The sequence below is a fragment of the Streptomyces sp. NPDC050658 genome, from assembly GCF_044457025.1.
Taxonomy (GTDB): domain Bacteria; phylum Actinomycetota; class Actinomycetes; order Streptomycetales; family Streptomycetaceae; genus Streptomyces.
In genome coordinates this window covers 61,361-82,558 of the sequence record NZ_JBITGM010000006.1, presented here as the reverse complement: position 1 = coordinate 82,558, position 21,198 = coordinate 61,361, and the positions used below count along the sequence as shown (strand labels likewise).

19 protein-coding genes, 1 tRNA gene and 1 other RNA gene are annotated in these 21,198 nt (G+C 72.3%); 12 read left to right on the top strand and 9 right to left on the bottom strand.

Translation table 11 applies throughout. The features are described 5' to 3' along the window. Nucleotides 1-132: 132 nt before the first annotated feature. A complete protein-coding gene (locus ACIBKX_RS21640) occupies nucleotides 133-345 on the bottom strand; it encodes a hypothetical protein (RefSeq protein WP_363270434.1) in 213 nt (70 codons plus the stop codon). Between the two features lie 120 nt (nucleotides 346-465). Between ACIBKX_RS21640 and upp the strand changes: the two genes are divergently transcribed. Then, on the top strand, nucleotides 466-1,101 hold the full coding sequence (gene upp, locus ACIBKX_RS21635; protein ID WP_363270435.1) for a uracil phosphoribosyltransferase: 636 nt from the start codon (nucleotides 466-468) through the stop codon (nucleotides 1,099-1,101). Nucleotides 1,102-1,128: 27 nt separating this feature from the next. Here the strand turns inward: upp and ACIBKX_RS21630 are convergent, their stop codons facing one another. Beyond that, nucleotides 1,129-1,776, bottom strand: a complete 648-nt coding sequence (locus ACIBKX_RS21630) for a LytR C-terminal domain-containing protein (RefSeq protein ID WP_363270436.1) — start codon at nucleotides 1,774-1,776, stop codon at nucleotides 1,129-1,131. Nucleotides 1,777-1,888: 112 nt separating this feature from the next. Continuing rightward, nucleotides 1,889-2,185 (bottom strand): type II toxin-antitoxin system VapB family antitoxin, encoded by a 297-nt coding sequence (locus ACIBKX_RS21625; protein WP_003955420.1) that lies wholly within the window; start codon nucleotides 2,183-2,185, stop codon nucleotides 1,889-1,891. A 195-nt stretch (nucleotides 2,186-2,380) separates the two neighbouring features. On the opposite strand from ACIBKX_RS21625, the gene ACIBKX_RS21620 reads away from it, so the two are divergent. After that, nucleotides 2,381-3,967 carry a helicase HerA-like domain-containing protein gene (locus ACIBKX_RS21620; RefSeq protein ID WP_399375994.1) on the top strand — a complete coding sequence of 529 codons (1,587 nt, stop codon included), beginning with the start codon at nucleotides 2,381-2,383 and terminating at the stop codon, nucleotides 3,965-3,967. A gap of 10 nt (nucleotides 3,968-3,977) precedes the next feature. Here the strand turns inward: ACIBKX_RS21620 and ACIBKX_RS21615 are convergent, their stop codons facing one another. Beyond that, on the bottom strand, nucleotides 3,978-4,565 hold the full coding sequence (locus tag ACIBKX_RS21615) for an HhH-GPD-type base excision DNA repair protein (protein WP_363270437.1): 588 nt from the start codon (nucleotides 4,563-4,565) through the stop codon (nucleotides 3,978-3,980). 103 nt (nucleotides 4,566-4,668) lie between these two features. On the opposite strand from ACIBKX_RS21615, the gene ACIBKX_RS21610 reads away from it, so the two are divergent. Together ACIBKX_RS21610 and ACIBKX_RS21605 are read left to right on the top strand one after the other, a co-directional pair. Beyond that, on the top strand, nucleotides 4,669-6,915 hold the full coding sequence (locus ACIBKX_RS21610; protein ID WP_363270438.1) for a bifunctional serine/threonine-protein kinase/ABC transporter substrate-binding protein: 2,247 nt from the start codon (nucleotides 4,669-4,671) through the stop codon (nucleotides 6,913-6,915). A 168-nt stretch (nucleotides 6,916-7,083) separates the two neighbouring features. Further along, nucleotides 7,084-7,584 carry a DUF1269 domain-containing protein gene (locus ACIBKX_RS21605; protein ID WP_363270439.1) on the top strand — a complete coding sequence of 167 codons (501 nt, stop codon included), beginning with the start codon at nucleotides 7,084-7,086 and terminating at the stop codon, nucleotides 7,582-7,584. A 22-nt stretch (nucleotides 7,585-7,606) separates the two neighbouring features. On the opposite strand, the gene ACIBKX_RS21600 is transcribed toward ACIBKX_RS21605, so the two are convergent. Further along, nucleotides 7,607-8,788 (bottom strand): SPFH domain-containing protein, encoded by a 1,182-nt coding sequence (locus ACIBKX_RS21600; protein ID WP_363270440.1) that lies wholly within the window; start codon nucleotides 8,786-8,788, stop codon nucleotides 7,607-7,609. Between the two features lie 11 nt (nucleotides 8,789-8,799). After that, nucleotides 8,800-9,054, bottom strand: a complete 255-nt coding sequence (locus ACIBKX_RS21595; RefSeq protein ID WP_363270441.1) for a hypothetical protein — start codon at nucleotides 9,052-9,054, stop codon at nucleotides 8,800-8,802. 102 nt (nucleotides 9,055-9,156) lie between these two features. On the opposite strand from ACIBKX_RS21595, the gene ACIBKX_RS21590 reads away from it, so the two are divergent. Next, nucleotides 9,157-9,705 carry a GNAT family N-acetyltransferase gene (locus tag ACIBKX_RS21590; RefSeq protein ID WP_363270442.1) on the top strand — a complete coding sequence of 183 codons (549 nt, stop codon included), beginning with the start codon at nucleotides 9,157-9,159 and terminating at the stop codon, nucleotides 9,703-9,705. Here ACIBKX_RS21590 and ACIBKX_RS21585 read toward each other — a convergent pair. Beyond that, nucleotides 9,657-10,595 (bottom strand): LysR family transcriptional regulator, encoded by a 939-nt coding sequence (locus tag ACIBKX_RS21585; RefSeq protein ID WP_363270443.1) that lies wholly within the window; start codon nucleotides 10,593-10,595, stop codon nucleotides 9,657-9,659. The two genes, ACIBKX_RS21590 and ACIBKX_RS21585, sit on opposite strands and share 49 nt — an antisense overlap. 135 nt (nucleotides 10,596-10,730) lie before the next feature. Here ACIBKX_RS21585 and ACIBKX_RS21580 point away from each other — a divergent pair, with 135 nt between their 5' ends. Continuing rightward, complete coding sequence (locus ACIBKX_RS21580) at nucleotides 10,731-11,216, top strand: cupin domain-containing protein (protein WP_363270444.1); 486 nt, start codon at nucleotides 10,731-10,733, stop codon at nucleotides 11,214-11,216. 13 nt (nucleotides 11,217-11,229) lie between these two features. Here the strand turns inward: ACIBKX_RS21580 and ACIBKX_RS21575 are convergent, their stop codons facing one another. Next, nucleotides 11,230-11,991 (bottom strand): TetR/AcrR family transcriptional regulator, encoded by a 762-nt coding sequence (locus ACIBKX_RS21575; protein ID WP_363270445.1) that lies wholly within the window; start codon nucleotides 11,989-11,991, stop codon nucleotides 11,230-11,232. Between the two features lie 184 nt (nucleotides 11,992-12,175). On the opposite strand from ACIBKX_RS21575, the gene ACIBKX_RS21570 reads away from it, so the two are divergent. Next, nucleotides 12,176-12,805 carry an SRPBCC family protein gene (locus ACIBKX_RS21570; protein WP_363270446.1) on the top strand — a complete coding sequence of 210 codons (630 nt, stop codon included), beginning with the start codon at nucleotides 12,176-12,178 and terminating at the stop codon, nucleotides 12,803-12,805. Nucleotides 12,806-12,934: 129 nt separating this feature from the next. Here the strand turns inward: ACIBKX_RS21570 and ACIBKX_RS21565 are convergent. Beyond that, nucleotides 12,935-13,022 (bottom strand) — tRNA-Ser (locus ACIBKX_RS21565). 131 nt (nucleotides 13,023-13,153) lie between these two features. On the opposite strand from ACIBKX_RS21565, the gene ffs reads away from it, so the two are divergent. The 5 genes from ffs (at nucleotide 13,154) to ACIBKX_RS21540 (ending at nucleotide 21,170) form a co-directional block, all read left to right on the top strand. After that, nucleotides 13,154-13,252, top strand: an RNA gene (ffs, locus tag ACIBKX_RS21560) — signal recognition particle sRNA small type. Between the two features lie 44 nt (nucleotides 13,253-13,296). Beyond that, a complete protein-coding gene (locus ACIBKX_RS21555) occupies nucleotides 13,297-15,543 on the top strand; it encodes a DNA polymerase III subunit gamma and tau (RefSeq protein ID WP_363270447.1) in 2,247 nt (748 codons plus the stop codon). A gap of 305 nt (nucleotides 15,544-15,848) precedes the next feature. Further along, on the top strand, nucleotides 15,849-17,102 hold the full coding sequence (purD, locus tag ACIBKX_RS21550; protein WP_363270448.1) for a phosphoribosylamine--glycine ligase: 1,254 nt from the start codon (nucleotides 15,849-15,851) through the stop codon (nucleotides 17,100-17,102). A gap of 333 nt (nucleotides 17,103-17,435) precedes the next feature. Then, on the top strand, nucleotides 17,436-19,337 hold the full coding sequence (locus ACIBKX_RS21545; protein ID WP_363270449.1) for a hypothetical protein: 1,902 nt from the start codon (nucleotides 17,436-17,438) through the stop codon (nucleotides 19,335-19,337). A gap of 339 nt (nucleotides 19,338-19,676) precedes the next feature. Continuing rightward, nucleotides 19,677-21,170, top strand: a complete 1,494-nt coding sequence (locus ACIBKX_RS21540) for a N,N-dimethylformamidase beta subunit family domain-containing protein (protein WP_363270450.1) — start codon at nucleotides 19,677-19,679, stop codon at nucleotides 21,168-21,170. Nucleotides 21,171-21,198: the final 28 nt, after the last annotated feature.

Genomic DNA, 21,198 nt, shown 5'->3' with positions numbered 1-21,198 from the left:
GGGGAGTGCGGTGCCATGCCCCGCCCACTCGGAATCGTGGCAGAAACAACGCCGTGAGGAGAGGTCTTCCGGCCGCTGTGTCCGCGTCGCGTTTCCCGGACCGCTCCCGGATGCCTGTCCGAGAGGCGGCGGCTACCAGCGGAACGTACGCATACGCATCTGCTGACGCATGCGTGCCGCCCGGGCGCGGCGCGGCTTCACGCGGTCGCGGAGTTCGCGCGCCTCGGCCAGTTCGCTCAGGAACTGGGCGCGGCGGCGCCGGCGCTCCGCCTCGGTCTCGAGGTCGCTCTCGGGGGCGTCGCGCGACGTCCCGTCGGCTGCGCGCTCCGGCTCTTGGTCCGCCATAGGCCACACCACCCCAGGTCGTACGTCCACTTTCCCCCGGATGGCGGGTTTGATGCCACCGAGGGGCGGTCGGAGCGCGGGGGAGTCCGGGGGGTGCGGGGCGCGGTTACTGTTGAGGGCATGCGGATCCACGTCGTCGACCACCCGCTGGTGGCGCACAAACTCACCACGCTGCGCGACAAGCGCACCGACTCCCCGACCTTCCGGCGCCTCGCCGACGAGCTGGTCACCCTGCTCGCGTACGAGGCCACCAGGGACGTGCGCACCGAGCAGGTCGACATCGAGACCCCGGTCACGGCGACGACGGGCGTCAAGCTGTCCCACCCCCGCCCCCTCGTCGTGCCGATCCTCCGGGCCGGGCTCGGCATGCTGGACGGCATGGTGCGGCTGCTTCCGACCGCCGAGGTGGGCTTTCTCGGGATGATCCGCGACGAGGAGACGCTGCAGGCGTCCACGTACGCGACGCGGATGCCGGAGGACCTCTCCGGGCGCCAGGTCTATGTCCTGGACCCGATGCTGGCCACGGGCGGCACGCTCGTCGCGGCGATCCAGGAGCTGATCAAGCGCGGCGCCGACGATGTCACCGCCGTGGTGCTGCTCGCCGCGCCCGAGGGCGTCGAGGTCATGGAGCGCGAGCTCGCGGGCACGCCGGTCACGGTCGTGACGGCGTCGGTCGACGAGCGGCTCAACGAGAACGGGTACATCGTGCCGGGGCTCGGCGACGCGGGCGACCGGATGTACGGGACCGCGGAGTAGCTCAGCGGTCCTTCCCGGGCATCCCGCTCAGCAGTTCTTCTTGCCGCCGGACGTCGAGGGCGTCGGCTTGGGCTTGGCCAGTGCGGCCAGGGCCTTGTCGGCGTCCTCTTTCTTTGCCAGATCCTTGAACTGCGTACCGAGGATGAGGTCGATCTCGCCGCCCTTGCGGGCGTCGGTGCGCGGCGCGGCGCCGACGACCTGGGTGCCGAGCACCGGGATCGCGGTCTGGGCGGCGGTCTTGGCGCCGAGCAGTATCCCGGTGCCCTTGACCTTCTTGTCGAACTCCTTGGTCGCGTTGCCCACCTTGCCGATGGCGAAGCCGCGCTTCTTCAGCTCGTCCGCGGTGTCCTTGGCGAGGCCGCCGCGGGGCGTGGCGTTGAAGACGTTGACCTTGATCTGGCCGGGCTTGGGCAGCGGCTTGGGGGCGGGCGGCTTCGCCGAGGGCGCGGCCTTGGGGTCGCAGTCGGCGCGGGAGCCCGCGGCGGTGGCCTTGTCGCCGCCCGTGAAGACGTCGATGAGCTGCAGCGTTCCCCAGCCGATCAGTCCGGCCGCGACGACGGACGCGACGACCGCGAGCACGATCCTGCGGCGGCCGCGGTTCCGGCGCATACGCGGATATTTGGCCCCCGTGATGCGGTACTTGCCGCCCATGCCGGGGGGAGTGAGCATGCTCATGGGCGCAGCGTAGTGCGGCGACGCCGTGATGCCTACTAAATGATCATTGACTCGGGCGCAGTCCAACCCGAAAGGGCCAATACGGGACGCCGCGGGGGCGCCCCGGCAGGGATCAGCCCAGTTCGAGGACGCGGGCGTGCAGCACCTGGCGCTGCTGGAGCGCCGCGCGCACCGCGCGGTGCAGCCCGTCCTCCAGGTAGAGGTCGCCCTGCCACTTCACCACGTGCGCGAAGAGGTCGCCGTAGAACGTCGAGTCCTCCGCGAGGAGCGTCTCTAGGTCCAGCTGGCCCTTGGTCGTCACGAGCTGATCGAGGCGGACCGGGCGCGGCGCGACGTCCGCCCACTGCCGGGTGCTTTCCCGGCCGTGGTCGGGGTACGGCCGGCCGTTTCCGATGCGCTTGAAGATCACACGGAAAGCCTACCGGGCAAGGCTCACCGGGCGCAGCCTCGGCGACGGAGTGCGACGCTGGGAAATGCCGCCGGAAACCGGGGCAAACCGGGAACACCCAAGCCGGGAACAGGGGCCGAAGTGAGCGACAGCCAGCCGACGCCGTCCACGACGGGGGTCGCGAACCCCTCCAACGAGTCTTCGCCCGTCACGGGGGTGACATCCGGAACTGGATCTTCCGGTGGGGGCGCTCCGGCCGGGGGTGGCGCCCTGCCCCAGGAGGCCCTGGAGATCGTCTCCGGGTACGCCTTCAGCGGGCCCGCGCTCGATCTGGGCGCGCTGATGTGGGACGGGCGGTGCCTGGGCGACGCGCAGATCCGCATCCCCCTGTCGATGCTCAACCGGCACGGGCTCGTCGCGGGCGCGACCGGCACCGGCAAGACCAAGACCCTCCAGCTCATCGCGGAGCAGCTGTCCGCGCAGGGCGTCCCGGTGTTCCTCGCGGACATCAAGGGCGATGTGTCGGGGATCTCGGCGCCCGGCGAGGCCGGCGAGAAGGTCGCGGGGCGGGCGCGGGAGGTGGGGCAGGCCTGGGAGGCGACGGGCTTCCCGAGCGAGTTCTACGCGCTGGGCGGGATCGGCACCGGGATTCCGGTGCGGTCGACCATCACCAGCTTCGGTCCGGTGCTGCTCTCGAAGGTCCTGCAGCTCAACCAGACCCAGGAGCAGTCGCTCGGCCTGATCTTCCACTACGCCGACCAGAAGGGCCTCGAACTCGTCGACCTGAAGGATCTGCGGGCCGTGGTCACCTTCCTGACCTCGGACGAGGGCAAGCCGGAGCTGAAGGGCATCGGGGGCCTGTCGACGGTCACGGCAGGGGTGATCCTGCGGGCGCTCACCGCCTTCGAGGCGCAGGGCATGGGGGAGTTCTTCGGGGAGCCGGAGTTCGACACCGCCGAGTTCCTGCGGATGGCGCAGGACGGGCGGGGCACCGTGTCGGTGCTGGAACTCCCGGCCGTCCAGGACAAGCCGCAGCTCTTCTCGACGTTCCTGATGTGGCTCCTCGCCGACCTCTACAACGACCTGCCCGAGGTGGGCGACCTCGACAAGCCGAAGCTGGTCTTCTTCTTCGACGAGGCACATCTGCTCTTCAACGGGGCCTCCAAGGCCTTCCTGGAGGCCATCACGCAGACGGTGCGGCTGATCCGCTCCAAGGGCGTCGGCGTCTTCTTCGTGACGCAGACCCCGAAGGACGTACCCGGCGACGTCCTCGCCCAGCTCGGCAACCGCGTCCAGCACGCGCTGCGGGCGTTCACGCCGGACGACCAGAAGGCGTTGAAGGCGACGGTGCGGACGTTCCCGAATTCGGCGTACGACCTGGAGGAGACCCTCACCTCGATGGGGACCGGCGAGGCCGCCGTCACCGTCATGAGCGAGAAGGGCGCGCCGACACCGGTCGCCGTGACCCGGCTGCGGGCACCGGAGTCCCTGATGGGACCGGTCCCGGCACAGGCCCTGGCGGCCGCCGTGAAGGCCTCGCCGCTGTACGGGACGTACGCGGAGGCGGTGGACCGGGAGTCGGCGTACGAGAGGCTGGCGGCCAGGCCGGAGGCGGAGCAGGCCGAGGAGCCGGCGCGGAAGCCGCAGAAGCCGGAGCAGCGCGCGCAGCCGAAGGAGTCCGGGTCCATGGTCGAACAGGTCGTCGGCAGCGGGATGTTCAAGTCCCTGGCCCGCTCCCTGGGCACGCAGATCGGCAGGGAGATCTCCCGCTCGGTCTTCGGCACGGCGCGGCGCCGCCGCTAGCGGGCACCTGCTACTTGGCGGCAGCCGCCTTCGCCGCCGCCTTCATCTCCTGCTTGTGGGCGCGGACCTTCTGCAGGGACTCCGGACCCTTGATGTCGGCGACCGAGCGGTACGAACCCGCCTCGCCGTACGCCCCCGCCGCCTCCCGCCAGCCACTGGGACGTACGCCCAGCTGCTTGCCCAGCAGCGCCAGGAAGATCTGCGCCTTCTGCTTGCCGAAGCCGGGGAGTTCGTTCAGGCGCTTGAGGAGTTCCTTGCCGCTGGCCACGCCCTCCCACACGGCGGCGGGGTCACCGTCGTAGTGCTCGACGAGGTACTGGCACAGCTGCTGCACCCGCTTCGCCATCGAACCGGGATAGCGGTGCACCGCCGGCTTGGTGGAGAGCAGCGCCGCGAACGCCTCGGGGTCGTACGCCGCGATCTCGTGCGCGTCCAGATCATCGGCGCCGAGCCGCTGCGCGATCGTGTACGGGCCCGAGAACGCCCACTCCATCGGCACCTGCTGGTCCAGCAGCATTCCGACGAGCGCCGCCAGCGGACTGCGCCCCAGCAGTTCGTCCGCTTCCGGCTGCTGGGCAAGGTGAAGGGTCACGTCCATGGCTCGATGATCCCGCGCGGGCCCGCGCTTCGCACGACAGGCCCCGGCCCCGGCACGTCTGCCGGGTACTCTCTGGCCCTGATCTGCGGAGGGGAGTACGGCGGTGCGGGGGCGGCGGCTCAGCGACAGATACGTACTGATCGAACTGCTCGGTTCGGGCGGCATGGGCGAGGTCTGGCGTGCCACGGACGAGCGGCTCGGCCGCGACGTGGCGGTCAAACTGCTGCTTCCGGAGCGTGCGCAGAGCCCCGACCAGGAAGAACTCGTCGCCCGGTTCCGCCGCGAGGCCCGCGTCGCCGCCGCACTGGACAGTCCGTACGTCGCCGCCGTGCACGACCACGGCGTGGACGAGGGAAGCCCGTATCTGGTGATGACCCTCGTCGAGGGCCGCACCCTGAGCGAGGTGCTGCGCGAGCGCGGCCGGGTCTGTGTCGACGACGCGCTGCGGTGGACCGCCGACGTCTGCCGTGGCCTCGCCGCCGCGCACGAGGCCGGCATCGTCCACCGGGACATCAAGCCCGCCAACATCATGGTCACCGGGGAAGGGCCGGAATCCGTCGCCAAGGTCGTCGACTTCGGCATCGCCCGCTTCACCGAGGCCCGCGCCACCGACCCGGATCTCACCCGGACCGGACAGCTCCCCTTCGGCAGCGTTCTCTACATGGCACCCGAGCGGTTCCGGCAGGAACCGGGCGACGGGCGCACCGATCTGTACGCCGTCGGGTGCGTGCTGTACGAACTCCTCGTCGGACGGCCCCCGTTCGTCGGCGACGCGGCCGGCGTCATGTACAACCACCTGCACGACGAGCCCCTGCGCCCGAGCCGCGCCAGGGCCGAACTCGGCCCGGACATCGACCGGTTGATCCTCGGCCTGATGGCCAAGGAGGTCGGCGGGCGGCCGGCGGACGCGGGTGCCGTGGTCGGGCGGATCGAGGCGATGGCGGCGCGCACCGCAGGTGAGGAGGCCGCGGGGCCCGCTCCCGAGGACGCCGTGCCGGTCTCCGAAGGCGCCGTCCCGGTCTCCAAGGCCGCTGTCCCGCCTCCGCCTTCCCCGGCCGTCGCGAAAGCCCCCGCCCCCGCCTCCGCCCCCGTCCCCACGCGCGACCGCCCCCGTGTCCCCCGTGTCCCCCGCCGCACCCTCCTCGCCGCTCTCGCCGCCCTCCTCGTCGTCGGCGTACCCGTGGGCATCGGGATCGGCTCGGACTCGGAGGGCTCCGGCACGGACGACGCGGGGGCCGCGGGGGCCGCGGGGGCCGCTCCCGCGCCTGCGGCGAAGGGGCCCGAGGGCGGGTACAGCATCGGTGTCGCCTACGACTGGGGCGACGACGAGAAGGGGCGGATCCCGAAGGTGCGGAAGCGGATCGTCGAGGCCGCCCTGGAGGAGGCCGAGCGGCGGTCGGGCAAGAAGCTGCCCGTCCGCGTCGTGCCGGTCGAGGACTATCAGGACACCCCCGCCGAAGAGCTGCTCACCCAGCAGCCCGGCATGCTCGCGCTGGTCGGCGCGATCGGCGACTACTCCGACTACCGGGAGCAGATGGCGGTCGTCGACACCTGCGACGGCGGCTGGGCGGACCCGACCGCCGAGTTCAACACGGTCGCCGACGACGCCACGGTGGGTAAGGCCGCCGGGCGCTACCTCACCGGCGCGTACGGCGTGCGCAAGGTGCTGATCGGCGACGACAACTACTGGCAGGACGAGGGCAAGGAACGTCCCGTCCTCGGCTACGGGCTGCGCGCGGCGGGAGTGAAGGCGCTCGCCACCGACAGCGACCCCGGCGACCTGGAGACGTACGAGATCGACCGCGACGTGGCGAAGCGGCGACCGGACGCGGTCGTCCTGAGGGACCTGCGGACCGGCCCCGAGGAGTCCTGGGCGCCGGACCTGCGGCGGCAGGGGACGTTCCTGGCGGTGCACGACGCCTACGCGAGCGCCTGCGACGTCCTGGACGAGCGGGAGATGTACGCCAAGCACGACCGGCAGCTGCCGGACGGCACGGTGCGGTTCCGCAGCTACCGCGACGAGGGCCAGAAGCCGGACTGCGAGGAGTTCCCCGGGCTCTGTCCCAAGTCGCCGGAGCTGAAGGAGCTGCTCAAGGAGCGGGGCGCCGCCGAGCTGTACGACGCGACGCTGCTGGTGGCGCAGGGCCTGGCGGGCAAGCTCGGCCCGAAGCCGGACGCCGACCGGGCCCGCGCGGACCTCCGGGCGGCGCTGTCCCGGCAGAAGGTGGACGGGCTCCTCGGGTCGTACGCCTTCAAGTCGAACCAGGCGGTGGACCGGCCGGTGTGGGTGGACCGCAGGGTGAAGGGCCGCTGGCAGCAGCTGGGCACGGTGGACGAGCTCACGGGCTGAGCGGCGGGTCCAGGCTGAGCGGGCGGGGTCCCGTCATTCGTCATAAAGTCGGGCAATGCGGTCGCATCGCGCCGCGTCGCATCGCATCGCGCCGCGTCGCGTCACGTTGCGCCGAGCCGCATTGCCCGTCTGCAGTCCGCAGGGAGTCGTCCGCAGGGAGCCCTCCGCATGAGCAATCTGTTCGTCATCGCCTACAACGACCTCGACACCGCCAACCAGGTCCGCGAGAAGCTCTTCAGCCTCTCCAAGGAACACCTCGTCGAACTGGAGGACGCCGCCGTCGTGGAGCGCCGCGACGACGGCAAGATCAAGCTGCACCAGGCCGTCAACCACACGGCGGTCGGTGCGACGGGCGGCGCGCTGTGGGGCGGCCTCATCGGCATGCTCTTCCTGGTGCCGCTCGTCGGCATGGCGGTCGGCGCCGCGGCCGGCGCGGCCGGTGGCGCGGTCACCGACACCGGCGTGGACGACAAGTTCATGAAGGAGCTCGCCGAGAATCTCCGGCCGGGCGCCGCCGCGCTCTTCGTCCTGGTCAAGCAGGTCGCGGAGGACAAGGTGATCCCGCAGCTCACCCCCTTCGGCGGCCAGCTGGTGAAGACCTCGCTCAGCCAGGCCGACGAGGACCACCTGCGGGAAGCGGTGAAGGCGGCGCAGGCCGAGGCCGCGTAGCGCGAGCGGCGGACGGCGAGGGCTACTCGATCTCGACGCGGCCCTCGCCGCGTCCGTTGGACGCGCTCTGCCCGTCGGACGAGGGCGAGGCGAGCTGGCCGGGCGAGACCGGCTGGCCGGACGCGGGTGAGCCCAGGTTGTTCCGCACCGACTCCAGGATCGTCAGTCCCTGGCCGACGAGTCCGGCCGCTATCTCGCCGAGCCCGTCCGCCCCGTTCAGTACGTTGACGTTGGCGCCGGAGAGACCCGCAGCCGCCTCCTTCACGATCAGCGGCAGCTGGTCGATCAGCATCCGGTCGAGCGCGACACGGTCGTACGACGCCGCCGCCTCCGCCTGGATCTTCATCCGCTCGGCCTCGGCTAGGGCGAGCACCCGGATGCGCTCGGCGTCCGCCTCGGCCGGCTTCACGACCTCGGCGACCAGCTGCTGCTGGCGCAACTGGGCGGCGCGCTCGGCCAGTTCGGTCCGCGCGTCGAGCACCTCCTGCTGGGCGTGCGCCTCCGCGAGGGGGCCCGCCTGGGCGGCCTTGGCCTGGGCGCGCTCGACCTCGGCGGAGTACTCGGCCTGCACGATCGCGGTCTGCCGCGCGTACTGGGCCTGGTTGCGCGCCGCCTCCTGCTCGGCCTCCGCCGCGGCCTGCGTGGCCTGCGCCTGGGCGATCTGCGCCTGGCGCTGGATGGCCGCCTTGTGCGGGGCCGACATGGCGTCGATGTAGCCCGTGTCGCCGTCGTCGATCGACTGGATCTGCAGCGAGTCCACGTGCAGGCCGATCTTCGCCATCTCCGACTTCGAGGTGTCCAGGACCTCCGTCGCCAGCTTCTGCCGCTCGGTGACGATCTCCTCGACGGTCATCGAGCCGATGATGGACCGCAGATGACCGGCGAAGATGCGGCCCGTCAGGACGGACATCTGGTCCTGGTCGGAGAGGAAGCGCTGCCCGGCGTTGACGATGCTCTCCGTGTCGTTGCCGACCTTGAAGGCGATGACGGCACGCACGCTCAGGGCGATGCCCTGCCGGGTCACGCAGTTCTCGACGACCTCCGCCTCGCACATCGACAACGTAAGGAAGCGTGTCTTGCGGAAGATGGGAAGCACGAACTTGCCGTGCCCCGTCACCACCCGGAACGGGGCGCCCCCAAGTCCCCTTCTCCCACCGGAGATCAGCATCGCCTGGTCAGGGGCGGGCACGCGGTAACCGAACATGGAACGACTCCTCAACCGGCGCCGCCGGCGCCGTCGCCGGTCAACGCCTCCAACGGGTCCGCCCACTTGATGACATCGACCTGGCGGCTGCCGCGCGACTCGATGACGAGCACGGACGCCCCGTGCGGCAACGGCTCGTCGGACCAGGCGAGGAACGTCTCGGAACCCCCTCGGATCCGTACGAGGACCTCACCCGGGCCCGCGGATCCGCGCGTACCGATGACGAGTTCACCGGTACAACCGATCACAGCCTCATCCGGCGCCACTTCGCGGCCGCCTCCCCCGTGTCATGCAGGCTCTGTCTGTTCCTGACCATAGCGCGCGACGCCGACAGTTGAACCGGACCGGCCATGTGCTTGCATACGTCGATGAGTCGAACCCCGGTTCTCGCCGTCCGCCCCCGCCGCACGTCGGACCTCGACGCCTGCGTGCGCGCGCTCGCGGAGGTGCACGTGGCCGACGGCTACCCGACCGACTGGCCCGAGCGGCCCGCCGACTGGCTGGTCACGGCCGACCCCGTCGGGGCCTGGGTCGCCGAGCTGGACGGCCGGATCGCCGGGCACGTCGTGCTCGGCCGCAGCGCGTCGGACGACGTGGCGCCGGGTCTGTGGAGCGGGGGCGGTGGGCCGAGCGGGACGACCGCCATGGTCAGCCGTCTCTTCGTCGCGCCGGAGGCCCGCGGGCACGGGATCGGGGCGCGGCTCCTGGAGCGGGCGGCGGCGGAGGCCGGGGAGCTGGGGCTGCACGCGGTCCTGGACGTCGTCGCGTACGGCACTTCGGCCATCGCCCTGTACGAGCGTGCGGGCTGGCGCTTCCTCGGCGCGGGCGAGCAGTGGTGGGGCCCGGAGCGGAGTGTCGCCGTGCGGTGTTACGCGGCGCCGTCCCCGATATCTGCCCGCGCCGCCGGATCCAGCTGAGCGACCGCGTCCCGCAGGGCGCCGACGAGACCCCGCAGCACCGGGCTGCTGCCGGGCGCTCCACCGCGTACCGCCGCGTAGATCGAGCGGACCGGCACCGGGTTGTGGACCGGGCGTACGACGACTCCGGCGTGCCGGGCGTCGAGGCCGAGCCGGGGGACGAGGCTGACGCCCAGACCGGCGGCGACGAAGCCCTGAGCCGTGGCGTAGTCCCCGCTCTCCACCACGAAGTCCGGGCTGTACCCGGCCGATCCGCACGCTTCGAGGATCGGGTCGAGGCAGGGGCCCGGCGATTCGCTGGCGACCCAGGGTTCGTCGGCGAGATCGGTGAGTTCGAGCAGGGGCTTGGCGGCGAGCCGGTGCCCCGCGGGCAGTACGGCGTCATAGCGGTCGTCCAGGAGATGGATGAACCGCACGCCGTCCACGTCGAGTTGGCCGCCGGGGCGGACCACGAGCGCGAGGTCGGCCCGCCGGTCCCGCACGTCCGGCATCGGGTCGTCGGGGTCGGAGAGCTTCAACTCGACGGTGACCCCTGGCTGTTCGCGCCGCAGCGCGGCGATCGCGGGCGCCACCAGGGCCGTGCCCGCGGTGGTGAAGTACCGCATGGAGACCCGCCCCGTCCGCCCGGCCCGCAGCTCGGCGAGGGCGGTCTCCGCCTCGGCGACGTGCTTGCCGATCGCCACGGCGTACTCGGTGAGCAGCCGCCCGGCATCCGTCGGCCGCACCCCGCGGCCGGTCCGCTCCAGGAGGGCGATGCCGGCCTCCTTCTCCAGGGCCGCCATCTGCTGGCTGACCGCGGAGGGCGTATAGCCCAGATTCCGCGCGGCGGCGGTGACGGAGCCGCTGGTGACGACCGCCCTGAGCACCTGCATGCGCCGGATATCAAGCATGCAGCCCAGCTTAACTCCGCCGCCCATCCCTTGCGTTCTGCTTACGGGACGGGGCGGGGGCGGTGGATAGGGTCGGCACCCGGCGGGGGGTCAACTGCCCACCGCTGCCTGCCTCGTGAATGAAGGAGCGGAAAGATGTCGTATCCGGAGCCGCGCTATCTGGGTGAAAAGGGCGAGGTCAACGCGGTGTTCAGGTCCGCCGACCAGGAGCCCGAGCTGGTCGGGGCCGGCGGGAACCGCACCCACTACCTCGCGACGCACGCCTCCACCGGAGGCGAATTCGGCCTCTACAAAGTGGACCTGGGCGCGAACGCCCCCGGCCCGAGCACCCACTTCCACAAGTCGATCTCGGAGTCGTTCTTCGTCCTCTCCGGCCACGTCGACCTCTACGACGGCGAACGCTGGGTCAAGGCGGGCGCCGGCGACTTCCTCTACGTGCCCGTGGGCGGACTGCACGCCTTCAAGAACGACAGCGACGAACCCGCCTCCATGATCATGCTCTTCTCGCCGGGCGCACCGCGTGAGGAGTACTTCGAGCAGGTGGCGGAGATGGCCCAGCGGGGCGGCAAGGAGTTCGCGGACTTCCTGGTGAAGCACGACAGCTTCTTCGTGGGCGAATAACGCCCTTTGGAGGTCAGGAATCCTCCTCCTCGTCCGGCGGCGGTGGCGGGACCCGCCGCCGGACGTCCTCCAGCAGATTCCGCATGGCGATGCGGAAGACCTCGCCCTGGTGGTCGCCGATGAACGAGGTGTGCCCGAACACCTCCAGAACGACCAGGCCGTGCAGATGCCCCCACGCGCTCAGCAGGAGCGCGGTCGCGGGCGGCGGCAGATCACCCAGGCCGCCTCCCGGCGGAAGCTGCTCGAAGTGGGCCCGGAGCGCGGCCGAGAGCGCGGGAGTCTCGGCCGCGGCGAGCTGCGCTTGGCTGAACCCGTCGAACAACTCCCGCTGGAACAGCGCGCTCATCCGCCGCATGGCCGTGGTGGTGGCACCGTCGACGGGCGCCGCGTAGCCCCGCAACGGCGTCCCGTAGAGCAGCTGGAACCGCTCGGGATGGCCGATGGCCCATTGTCGATACCCCTCGGCGGCGACGACGAGTCGAGGCAGCGCGGAGCCTCCGGACGGCAAGGCCTCGAGCGCCCCCTGCACGGCGTCGGCGAGGTCTTCGTACGCCTTGGCGACGAGCGCGGTGACGAGGGCGTCCCGACTGGGGAAGTAGTGATAGAGCGCCTGCACGGTCATCCCGAGCTGCCGCGCGACGGCCCGCATGGAAAGGGCGGCGGGCCCCTGCGCGACGATCTGCGCCTCGGCGGCGTCAAGGATCTCCCGGGTGGCGGCGGCGCGACGCCGCTGGCGCAAGGGGAGTGGTGCGCTGGGCCGCTCGTCTCCGGACACAGACCGACGGTACGACGCAGGCCCCTAAAGGGGACCCCCCGTGAAGAAATTCTGACACTGCCAAATCTCCGGCACCGTCACTAACGTCATCGGTGGCGCCAAGAAGTGCACGGAGTGCGAGCAGCGCACCCACCCTCACCTGACCACCGACAAGGGGACAGCCATGTCCGCAAAGGGGACAGCCATGCCCAAGTTCCGCACCACCAGCGCCCTGCTGACGATCCCGTTGACGGCCGGAGTCCTGGCCGCGACGGCACCCCAGGCGGCCGCCACCCCGGCCCCGCACCACAAGCCGGTCACCTGCCGAGGCGCCGGCGTGGACCCCGACGCCCAGGTCCGCCACCGCACCGAGAAGGTGATCCACGCCCCGCTGAGCACGATCTGGAAGCTCCAGACGGACGTGGAGCGCTGGCCGTCCTGGCAGACCCCGGTCCAGTCGGCCGAACGCCTCGACGACGGCCCGTTCCGCAAGGGCTCGGCATTCCGTTGGACGACCCCGATCCCGCCCAACCCCTCGACCCCCGCGACGAGCCTCGACATCACCTCCACCGTCGAGCAGCTCAAGCACAACACCTGCATCCGCTGGACCGGCCCCGGAGTCGGCGAGGGCCTGCACATCGACGGCATCCACGTATGGAACTTCACGAAGGTCAAGGGCGGCGGCGTACGCGTGACCACGGAGGAGACCCACACGGGCCCCCAGGTCGAAGCGAACGTCCCCGAGGCCACCAAGATCCTTGCGACGGGCCTGGAGGCGTGGCTGAGCGAGCTGAAGACGGTGGCGGAGGCGCGGGCGAGGGCGGCAGGAAGGTAGCCGAGGAACGAAGGCCGAGGAACGAAGGCCGAAGAACGAAAGCCGGGGAACGAAGCCGGGGAACGAAGCCGGGGAACGTCGAAGGGCCCCACCGCGAACGGTGGGGCCCTTCGATTCGTGCCGAGGCACTGGCGGAGGATACGAGATTCGAACTCGTGAGGGGTTGCCCCCAACACGCTTTCCAAGCGTGCGCCCTAGGCCACTAGGCGAATCCTCCGCCGCAAACAATACAAGACGCTGAGGGGTGCTCGCGAACACGATCCCGAGGTGGGCGTCGTGATCGTCGTCGGGGGCGTTCACGGGCGGGACCGGCTTCGCTTCCGGGGCGGGGGATCCGCTACTGTGGGGGCCAGCCCCTCACGTGGCGCTATCTGACTGAACTCCCCCAGGGCCGGAAGGCAGCAAGGGTAGGTTGGCTCTGGCGGGTGCGTGGGGGGCGCTTTGCGTTGGGGCGGTCCTGGTTGTCAGTGGTCGCCATTAACCTCGTATGCGTGTCGTCTCTCGCGCTGTACCGCCGTTATCGCCCGGAGTCGTTCGCCGAGGTCATCGGGCAGGAGCATGTAACCGACCCGCTGCAGCAGGCGCTGCGAAACAACCGGGTCAATCACGCGTACCTGTTCAGTGGTCCGCGCGGCTGCGGCAAGACGACCAGCGCGCGCATCCTCGCGCGCTGTCTGAACTGTGAGCAGGGTCCCACCCCGACGCCCTGCGGCGAGTGCCAGTCCTGCCGCGACCTGGCGAGGAACGGGCCGGGGTCCATCGACGTCATCGAGATCGACGCCGCATCGCACGGTGGTGTGGACGATGCGCGTGACCTGCGGGAGAAGGCCTTCTTCGGCCCGGCCAGCAGTCGCTACAAGATCTACATCATCGACGAGGCCCACATGGTCACCTCGGCGGGCTTCAACGCCCTGCTGAAGGTGGTCGAGGAGCCCCCGGAGCACCTCAAGTTCATCTTCGCGACGACCGAGCCCGAGAAGGTCATCGGGACCATCCGGTCGCGTACGCATCACTATCCGTTCCGGCTGGTGCCGCCGGGGACGCTGCGGGAGTACCTCGCGGAGGTCTGCGGGCGCGAGGCCATGTCCGTCGAGGACGGGGTCTTCCCGCTCGTCGTGCGGGCCGGTGCCGGTTCCGTGCGTGACTCCATGTCCGTCATGGACCAGCTGCTGGCCGGCGCCGGTGACGCAGGTGTGACATACGCCATGGCGACCTCCCTTCTCGGGTACACCGACGGCTCGCTGCTCGACTCCGTGGTCGAGGCCTTCGCCTCCGGTGACGGCGCGGCCGCCTTCGAGGTCGTCGACCGTGTCATCGAGGGCGGCAACGACCCGCGTCGGTTCGTCGCCGATCTCCTGGAGCGGCTGCGCGACCTGGTGATCCTCGCCGCGGTGCCGGACGCCGCCGAGAAGGGGCTCATCGACGCCCCCGCCGACGTCGTCGAGCGAATGCAGGCCCAGGCGGGCGTCTTCGGAGGCGCCGAGCTGAGCCGCGCCGCGGACCTCGTGAACGAAGGGCTCACGGAGATGCGGGGGGCCACCTCGCCCCGGCTCCAGTTGGAATTGATCTGTGCGCGTGTGCTGCTTCCGGCCGCGTACGACGACGAGCGCTCCGTCATGGCCAGGCTCGACCGCCTCGAGCGGGGCGGGAACTTCATGGCGGGCGGCGGTCAGGGGCCCGCCATGGGGTACGTCCCCGGGCCCGAGGCCCATGCGGGCGTGCAGCAGGCCGGCGTGGCGATGCCCGGGGGCGGTGCGCCCGCGGGGCCGCCGGTTCCTCCGGTTCCGCCGGGGGGCGGGCCCGCCGCCGCGCGTGCGGCTGTCCGGGGGGCTGCTCCGGAGGCTCCCGCTCCCGCTGCTCCGGCCGCACCCGTGGCTCCCGCCCAGCCCGCACCCGCTGCTCCCGCGCCCGCACCCGCGCCCGCACCCGCTTCCGCTCCCGCCGCTCCGGCCGGTGAGCGGCGGCCGGGTGGCTGGCCGACGGCCTCGGCCCCGGGCAGCGGTCCGGCGGCCGCGCCCGCACCTTCGGAGGCGGCGGCGCCGCGTCCGGGCGGCTGGCCCACGGCCGCTTCGGCGGGCAGCGGCGCCCCGGCCCCGACTCCGACGCCTTCCCCCGCCGCACCCGCGCCCGCGCCCGCCGCGACCCCCGCGCCGATGCCCGCCGCCCCCGCACCCGCGGGCGGCCCGGACCCGCGCACCCTGTGGCCCAACATCCTGGAGGCGGTGAAGAACCGCCGCCGGTTCACCTGGATCCTGCTGAGCCAGAACGCGCAGGTGGCGGGGTTCGACGGGACGACCCTGCAGGTCGGCTTCGTCAACGCCGGAGCGCGGGACAACTTCGCGAGCAGCGGCAGCGAGGACGTGCTGCGGCAGGCGCTGACGGAGCAGTTCGGGGTGCAGTGGAAGGTCGAGGCGATCGTCGACCCCTCCGGCGGCTCGGCACCGCCGCCCGCCGCGACCAACTTCGGAGGCGGCGCCCCCGCGGCACCGCGCCCCGCCCCGCAGCAGCTGGCCCCGCAGCCGGCCGCCCCTGCCCAGCCCCAGCCCGCCCAGGCCCAGGCCCCGGCCCCCACGCTGTCCCCGGCACCCTCCCGTCCGGCCCCGGAGCATGTCTCTCCGGAGGACGACACCCCGGCCGACGACGACCCCGACCTGGTCGAGTCGGCCCTCTCGGGCCACGACCTGATCGTCCGCGAACTGGGCGCGACGATCGTCGAGGAGTACACGAACGAGCCGTAAGGCGCCCTCGGCGGGCGGGCGGCTGGCTGGTGGCCCGGAGCCTGCCTGCCTGCCCTGCGCGCCGCGCCGCGGACGTTCACCACGCCCTCACGGCCGTCCGCCCTCTGCACTCCGCGGACTCCACCCCCGATGGCTCGATCGCTCGATCACTGCCGGGCAATCGGCCGGGCGGGCCAGTGCGCCTGACACGGCGGCACGCCGGGAAGCGATTCACCCCCGGTTCTGGAGGAACGTACAACCGCCCCCGAAGCCCTCACTCAGGCTCCCGTACAAAGACGGGGCCCCGCCCCGGTTAGGCTGGCGCCGTGAAGGTCCTCGTCATCGGCAGTGGTGCCCGCGAACACGCCCTGTGCCGCTCTCTGTCCCTCGACCCCGCCGTCTCCGCCCTGCACTGCGCCCCCGGCAACGCCGGCATCGCGGACGTGGCCGAGCTGCACCCGGTCGACGCCCTCGACGGCGCCGCGGTGGCCGCGCTCGCCACCGAGCTCGGTGCCGAGCTCGTGGTGGTCGGCCCGGAGGCGCCCCTCGTCGCCGGAGTCGCCGACGCCGTACGCGCCGCCGGCATCCCCTGCTTCGGGCCGTCCGGAAAGGCCGCCCAGCTCGAGGGCTCCAAGGCCTTCGCCAAGGACGTGATGGCGGGCGCCCAGGTGCCCACCGCCCGGTCCTACGTCTGCACGACCCCCGAGGAGATCGACGAAGCCCTCGACGCGTTCGGTGCTCCGTACGTCGTCAAGGACGACGGTCTCGCCGCCGGCAAGGGTGTCGTCGTCACCGGCGACATCGAGGCGGCCCGCGCGCACGCCCTCGCCTGCGACCGCGTGGTCATCGAGGAGTTCCTCGACGGCCCCGAGGTCTCCCTCTTCGCCATCACGGACGGCGTCACCGTCGTCCCGCTCCAGCCCGCCCAGGACTTCAAGCGCGCGCTCGACGGGGACGAGGGGCCGAACACGGGCGGCATGGGCGCGTACTCGCCCCTCCCGTGGGCCGACCCGAAGCTGGTCGACGAGGTCATGGAGAGCGTGCTCCAGCCGACCGTCGACGAACTGCGTCGCCGGGGCACCCCCTTCTCCGGGCTGCTCTACGCGGGCCTGGCGATCACCACGCGCGGCGTACGCGTCATCGAGTTCAACGCCCGCTTCGGCGACCCCGAGACGCAGGTCGTCCTCGCCCGCCTGAAGACTCCGCTGGCCGGCGTCCTGCTCGCCTCGGCGAACGGCACCCTCGCCGACTTGCCCGCGCTGCGCTGGAGCGACGACGCGGCGGTCACGGTCGTCATCGCCTCGCACAACTACCCGGAGACCCCGCGCACCGGCGACCCCATCGAGGGCCTCGCCGATGTCGTGGCGCAGGATGCCCCGGACGCGTACGTCCTGCACGCCGGGACGAAGCGCGACGGCGACGCGGTCGTCAGCGCGGGCGGCCGTGTGCTGTCCGTCACAGCGACCGGCACGGACCTGACCGCGGCCCGCGAGCGCGCGTACACCGCGCTGTCCCGCATCCGCCTCGACGGCTCCCAGCACCGCACGGACATCGCGGCGAAGGCGGCAGCGGAGGCGTAGCCGCAGGGCGCCGATCGCACCCGGCACACCACCCGACAGGCCCCGGATCTGACACTGGATCCGGGGCCTGATCGTCATCCACCTTTACCCAAAGCCATTCCATCGAGTGACCGCTGGCCCATCCGGCTGACGATGCCCGACACCCCAACTAGGGTGCGGCGCAAGCGGTTCAGGTGCCCATAGCCAAACAGACCACCGGCATTGCGATGTCAGTGGCGGGTGCCACAGTGGGGGAGTGAGCAAATCCATCGGCGGCTGCCGTCCGCCCTCGGCCCCGGTCCCCGCCGGCGGCCGGGCAGCAGGCGGACGAGGCAGCAGGGGGTGACGTAGGTCGTGTCAGGTACGGGCGTGGAGGTGGGCGCGCAGTCCGCGCGTTCCCAGGCGCTGGCCGTGCTGCGCATCCGCAGCAGGGCCCTCGCCGTCGCACTGCTGCCGGCGGCCGTCGCCGTCGTGCTCCTCGCCGGCGGGGTCACGGGCCAGCTGACCGGCGGGAGTTGGGACGTCGCGCGCGGCATCGTGACGGCCGTCGCCGTCGTCGTGCTGCTCGCCGCCGCGGGCATCGCGCTCGTCGTCGCCCGCTCCAGGCCCGCCGTCAGCCCCACGGTCCCGATCGCCGAGAGCTCGGCCCCCGATCTGTACAGGCTGGTGCGGGACCTGGCCGACCGCCTCGACGTCCCCGCGCCCTCCGCGATAGCGCTCACCCCGGACTGCGACAGCTGGCTGGAGGACCGCACCCACCCCGCGCACGGCCCACCCGCGCAGAGTCAGGGCCCACCGGAGGCCGAGGTCAACGGCGTGCGGGACGGCCGCCCGGCCCCGCGCCGCCAGCCCCCCGAGGCCCCCGTGCTGGTCATCGGCTCCCCCTTCCTGTGGTGGATGCGGGTCGGCGAGCTGCGCGCGGTCCTCGCCCCGGTCGTGGCCGGTACGGGACCTTCGGCGCACCCCGACATAGCCGCGGCCCGGCGCTTCGTGCGCGGGCTCGACGCGGCGGTCGCGGTCACCTCCGCCCCCGGCCGCGGCCCCCTCGTGCGCTGGCTCCTCGGCGGTGTCGGCTGGGTGACGCGGCTGCTCCTGCGCAGCTGCCGGGGGCATGCGAGCGAGATGGAGCGGGGTGTCGCGGCAGCGGCGGCCGAGCGCGCGCAGGCCGTGGACTATGGCGTGCGGATCGTCGCCCAGGAGCAGGTGGGGCTCGCGTACGCGGGCTGGGACCGCCTGCTCACCAAGGTCGCGCTGCCCGCCTGGCGAATGGGCCGCTGGCCCTCGCGGCTCGACGCGGGAGTCGTCTCCGCGCTGACCGAGCTGTCCCGCAGGGACCGCCTGGCCGAGGGCTTCGCGTCCCGACTGGGCGAGCGCCCCGCCTGTGACCTCCTGGAGGAGCCGGGTTCGGTGGACGAGGCGGCTTCGCTGCTCGCCGCCCGCCTCTTCCACGGCGGCCCCGCTGAGCCGGGTCCCGGCTGGGCGCCGGTGGCCTGGCAGGAGTATCCGGACGAGGTCGTCGACCGTAAATGGCGTACGGACGCGGCCCGGCTGCACCGAGTCCTGGACTCCCTGGGCGTCGGCCACGCCACGGACCCGACGGCCACCGACGCCAAGGGCCCCACCCTCGGCCGGGTCTTGGACCACCTGACGACGGCCGGCACGGAGCCGGGCACGGAGGCACCGGCCCCCGCCGATCCCGAAGAGGCCACCGCCGAGCACCCCGAACCCTCCGAGTCCGCCGAGCACCCCGAACCCTCCGAGTCCGCCGAGCACCCCGAACCCTCCGAGTCCGCTGAGATCCCCGGAATCTCCGAGCACCCCGAGAGCCCCGAGCACCCCGAACCCTCCGAAAACCCCGAAGCCCCCGGCAGCCTCCTCGCCGCCGGCCTCACCGCCGAGCTGGCCCGCGAGGAAGCCACCGCCCCGCCGCGCCCCGCCCCGGCGGGACAGGGGCCGGACGACGCGCTCTGGGACGACGGGATGCTGCCCCTCTTCCCGCTCCAACCGCCGCGTTCGGGCCGCGAGTTGCTCGCGGACCACGTCACGGCGCTGGTCTGCTGCGCGGCCGTGGACACCGCGGGCGCGGCGCCGGGCCTCGACTGGCTGGACGGTCCATCCCTCCTGGTCGACGGCGAGCGCGCGAAGGACCTGACGCCGCATGTCCTGAGCCTGGTGGAGGACGGCGACCCGGTGCCCCTGAAGGGCTGGCTGGCCCGCCTCGGCGTCCGCCCGGAGAAGCCGGTCCGCCTGGTCTGACCCGGCGGCCCCCCCGCCCGACCCTCTGGACGCCCGGCCCTCTGGACGCCCGGCCCTCTGGACGCCCGGCCCTCTGGACGCCCGGCCCCTCCATTCCCTCGCCACGCTTCTCCACCCCACCCGGAACCCCTCGTTCCGTTCCCGTCAATTAGCGACGAACGGTGACGGAGTGCGTGCGTAATGTGATGTGCTGGGACCGACCGCCGGACCGGACATGTCAGCAGCACCTGTCACCAGCACCGGCGCACGGCACAGAGCACCGCACGGAACACGGCACCGCACAGCAAAGAGCCAGCACGGCGCAGCACCGTCTCGGGGGAGTGAGGGAGGGGTACACACATGGGGTCGGAGCAGATCCGCAGGTGGGAATCGGGCGCCCTGGCGCACGCCGTGACCGACCCCTTCGGCCAGGGCCCGCTCCCGTGGCTCCGCGGCGCCGAGCACTACTTCGACGACACGGGCCAGGTCGTCCCCTGGTACATCGACCACGCCCCGGCCCCCGGTGCGCGGAACATCCCCGCGCCCCGCGACCGCACCCGGACGAACGGCCCGCGCACCGCCGACGACGTACACGGCCAGATCAAGGGCTTCACCTCCACCGGCGCCGCGGCCCCCGGCGAGGCGATCGACTTCCACGTGACGGTGGACCCGCCGCAGCAGTTCAGCGTCGACATCTACCGGATCGGGCACTACGGCGGCGACGGGGCATCGAAGATCACCACGAGCCCCCGTCTCTCCGGCATCGTCCAGCCGCCCCCGCTCACCGCCGACCGCACGGTCTCCTGCCACCACTGGTGGCTCTCCTGGCGGCTGCAGATCCCGAGTTACTGGAACATCGGGGCGTACGTGGCGGTCCTCACCACCGCCGACGGCTACCGCTCGCACGTCCCTTTCACGGTCCGCGACAGCCACCCCGCCGATCTGCTGCTCCTGCTCCCGGACATCACCTGGCAGGCGTACAACCTCTATCCGGAGGACGGCCGCACGGGCGCCAGCCTCTATCACGCGTGGGACGAGAAGGGCCGCCTCCTCGGCGAGAGCGAGGCCGCGCACACGGTCTCCTTCGACCGCCCGTACGCGGGCGCGGGCCTGCCCCTGCACGTGGGCCACGCCTACGACTTCATCCGCTGGGCCGAGCGGTACGGCTACGACCTCGCGTACGCCGACACCCGCGACCTGCACGCGGGCCGCATCGACCCGACGCGCTACCGGGGCCTGGTCTTCCCGGGCCACGACGAGTACTGGTCGACGAACATGCGCCGCACCACGGAGCTGGCCCGCGAGCACGGCACATCCCTCGTCTTCCTCTCCGCCAACACCATGTACTGGCAGGTGGAGTTGGGCCCGTCCCCGTCCGGCGTCGAGGACCGCCTGCTGACCTGCCGCAAGCGGCACGGCCCCGGCAGGCCCGCCCTCTGGCGCGAGCAGGACAAGGCGGAGCAGGAGCTGCTCGGCATCCAGTACGCGGGCCGCGTCCCGGAGCCCGCCCCCCTCGTCGTACGCAATGCCGACCACTGGCTCTGGGAGGCGACGGGCGCGCACGAGGGCGACGAGATCGAGGGCCTGGTCGCCGGCGAGGCCGACCGCTACTTCCCGCGCACCGCCCTGCCCGAGCACCAGGGCCGCATCCTCCTGGCCCACTCCCCGTACGAGGACAGCGAGGGCGCCACGCGCCACCAGGAGTCGTCGCTCTACCGCGCCCCCTCCGGCGCCCTGGTCTTCGCGTCGGGCACCTTCGCCTGGTCCCCGGCGCTCGACCGCCCCGGCCATGTGGACTCCCGAGTCCAGCGCGCGACGGCCAACCTCCTGGACCGCATCTGCAAACGGGACTGAGGTGGTCCCGTTCCCACTGAGGTGGTTC

What these genes read in the sequence shown, in the direction of transcription:
- ACIBKX_RS21585 (WP_363270443.1), bottom strand. Translation starts at nt 10,595, where the DNA reads ATGCTTGATATCCGGCGCATGCAGGTGCTCAGGGCGGTCGTCACCAGC.
- ACIBKX_RS21590 (WP_363270442.1), top strand. Translation starts at nt 9,157, where the DNA reads ATGAGTCGAACCCCGGTTCTCGCCGTCCGCCCCCGCCGCACGTCGGAC.
- ACIBKX_RS21640 (WP_363270434.1), bottom strand. Translation starts at nt 345, where the DNA reads ATGGCGGACCAAGAGCCGGAGCGCGCAGCCGACGGGACGTCGCGCGAC.
- ACIBKX_RS21600 (WP_363270440.1), bottom strand. Translation starts at nt 8,788, where the DNA reads ATGTTCGGTTACCGCGTGCCCGCCCCTGACCAGGCGATGCTGATCTCC.
- upp (WP_363270435.1), top strand. Translation starts at nt 466, where the DNA reads ATGCGGATCCACGTCGTCGACCACCCGCTGGTGGCGCACAAACTCACC.
- ACIBKX_RS21605 (WP_363270439.1), top strand. Translation starts at nt 7,084, where the DNA reads ATGAGCAATCTGTTCGTCATCGCCTACAACGACCTCGACACCGCCAAC.
- ACIBKX_RS21630 (WP_363270436.1), bottom strand. Translation starts at nt 1,776, where the DNA reads ATGAGCATGCTCACTCCCCCCGGCATGGGCGGCAAGTACCGCATCACG.
- ACIBKX_RS21580 (WP_363270444.1), top strand. Translation starts at nt 10,731, where the DNA reads ATGTCGTATCCGGAGCCGCGCTATCTGGGTGAAAAGGGCGAGGTCAAC.
- ACIBKX_RS21570 (WP_363270446.1), top strand. Translation starts at nt 12,176, where the DNA reads ATGCCCAAGTTCCGCACCACCAGCGCCCTGCTGACGATCCCGTTGACG.
- ACIBKX_RS21540 (WP_363270450.1), top strand. Translation starts at nt 19,677, where the DNA reads ATGGGGTCGGAGCAGATCCGCAGGTGGGAATCGGGCGCCCTGGCGCAC.
- ACIBKX_RS21615 (WP_363270437.1), bottom strand. Translation starts at nt 4,565, where the DNA reads ATGGACGTGACCCTTCACCTTGCCCAGCAGCCGGAAGCGGACGAACTG.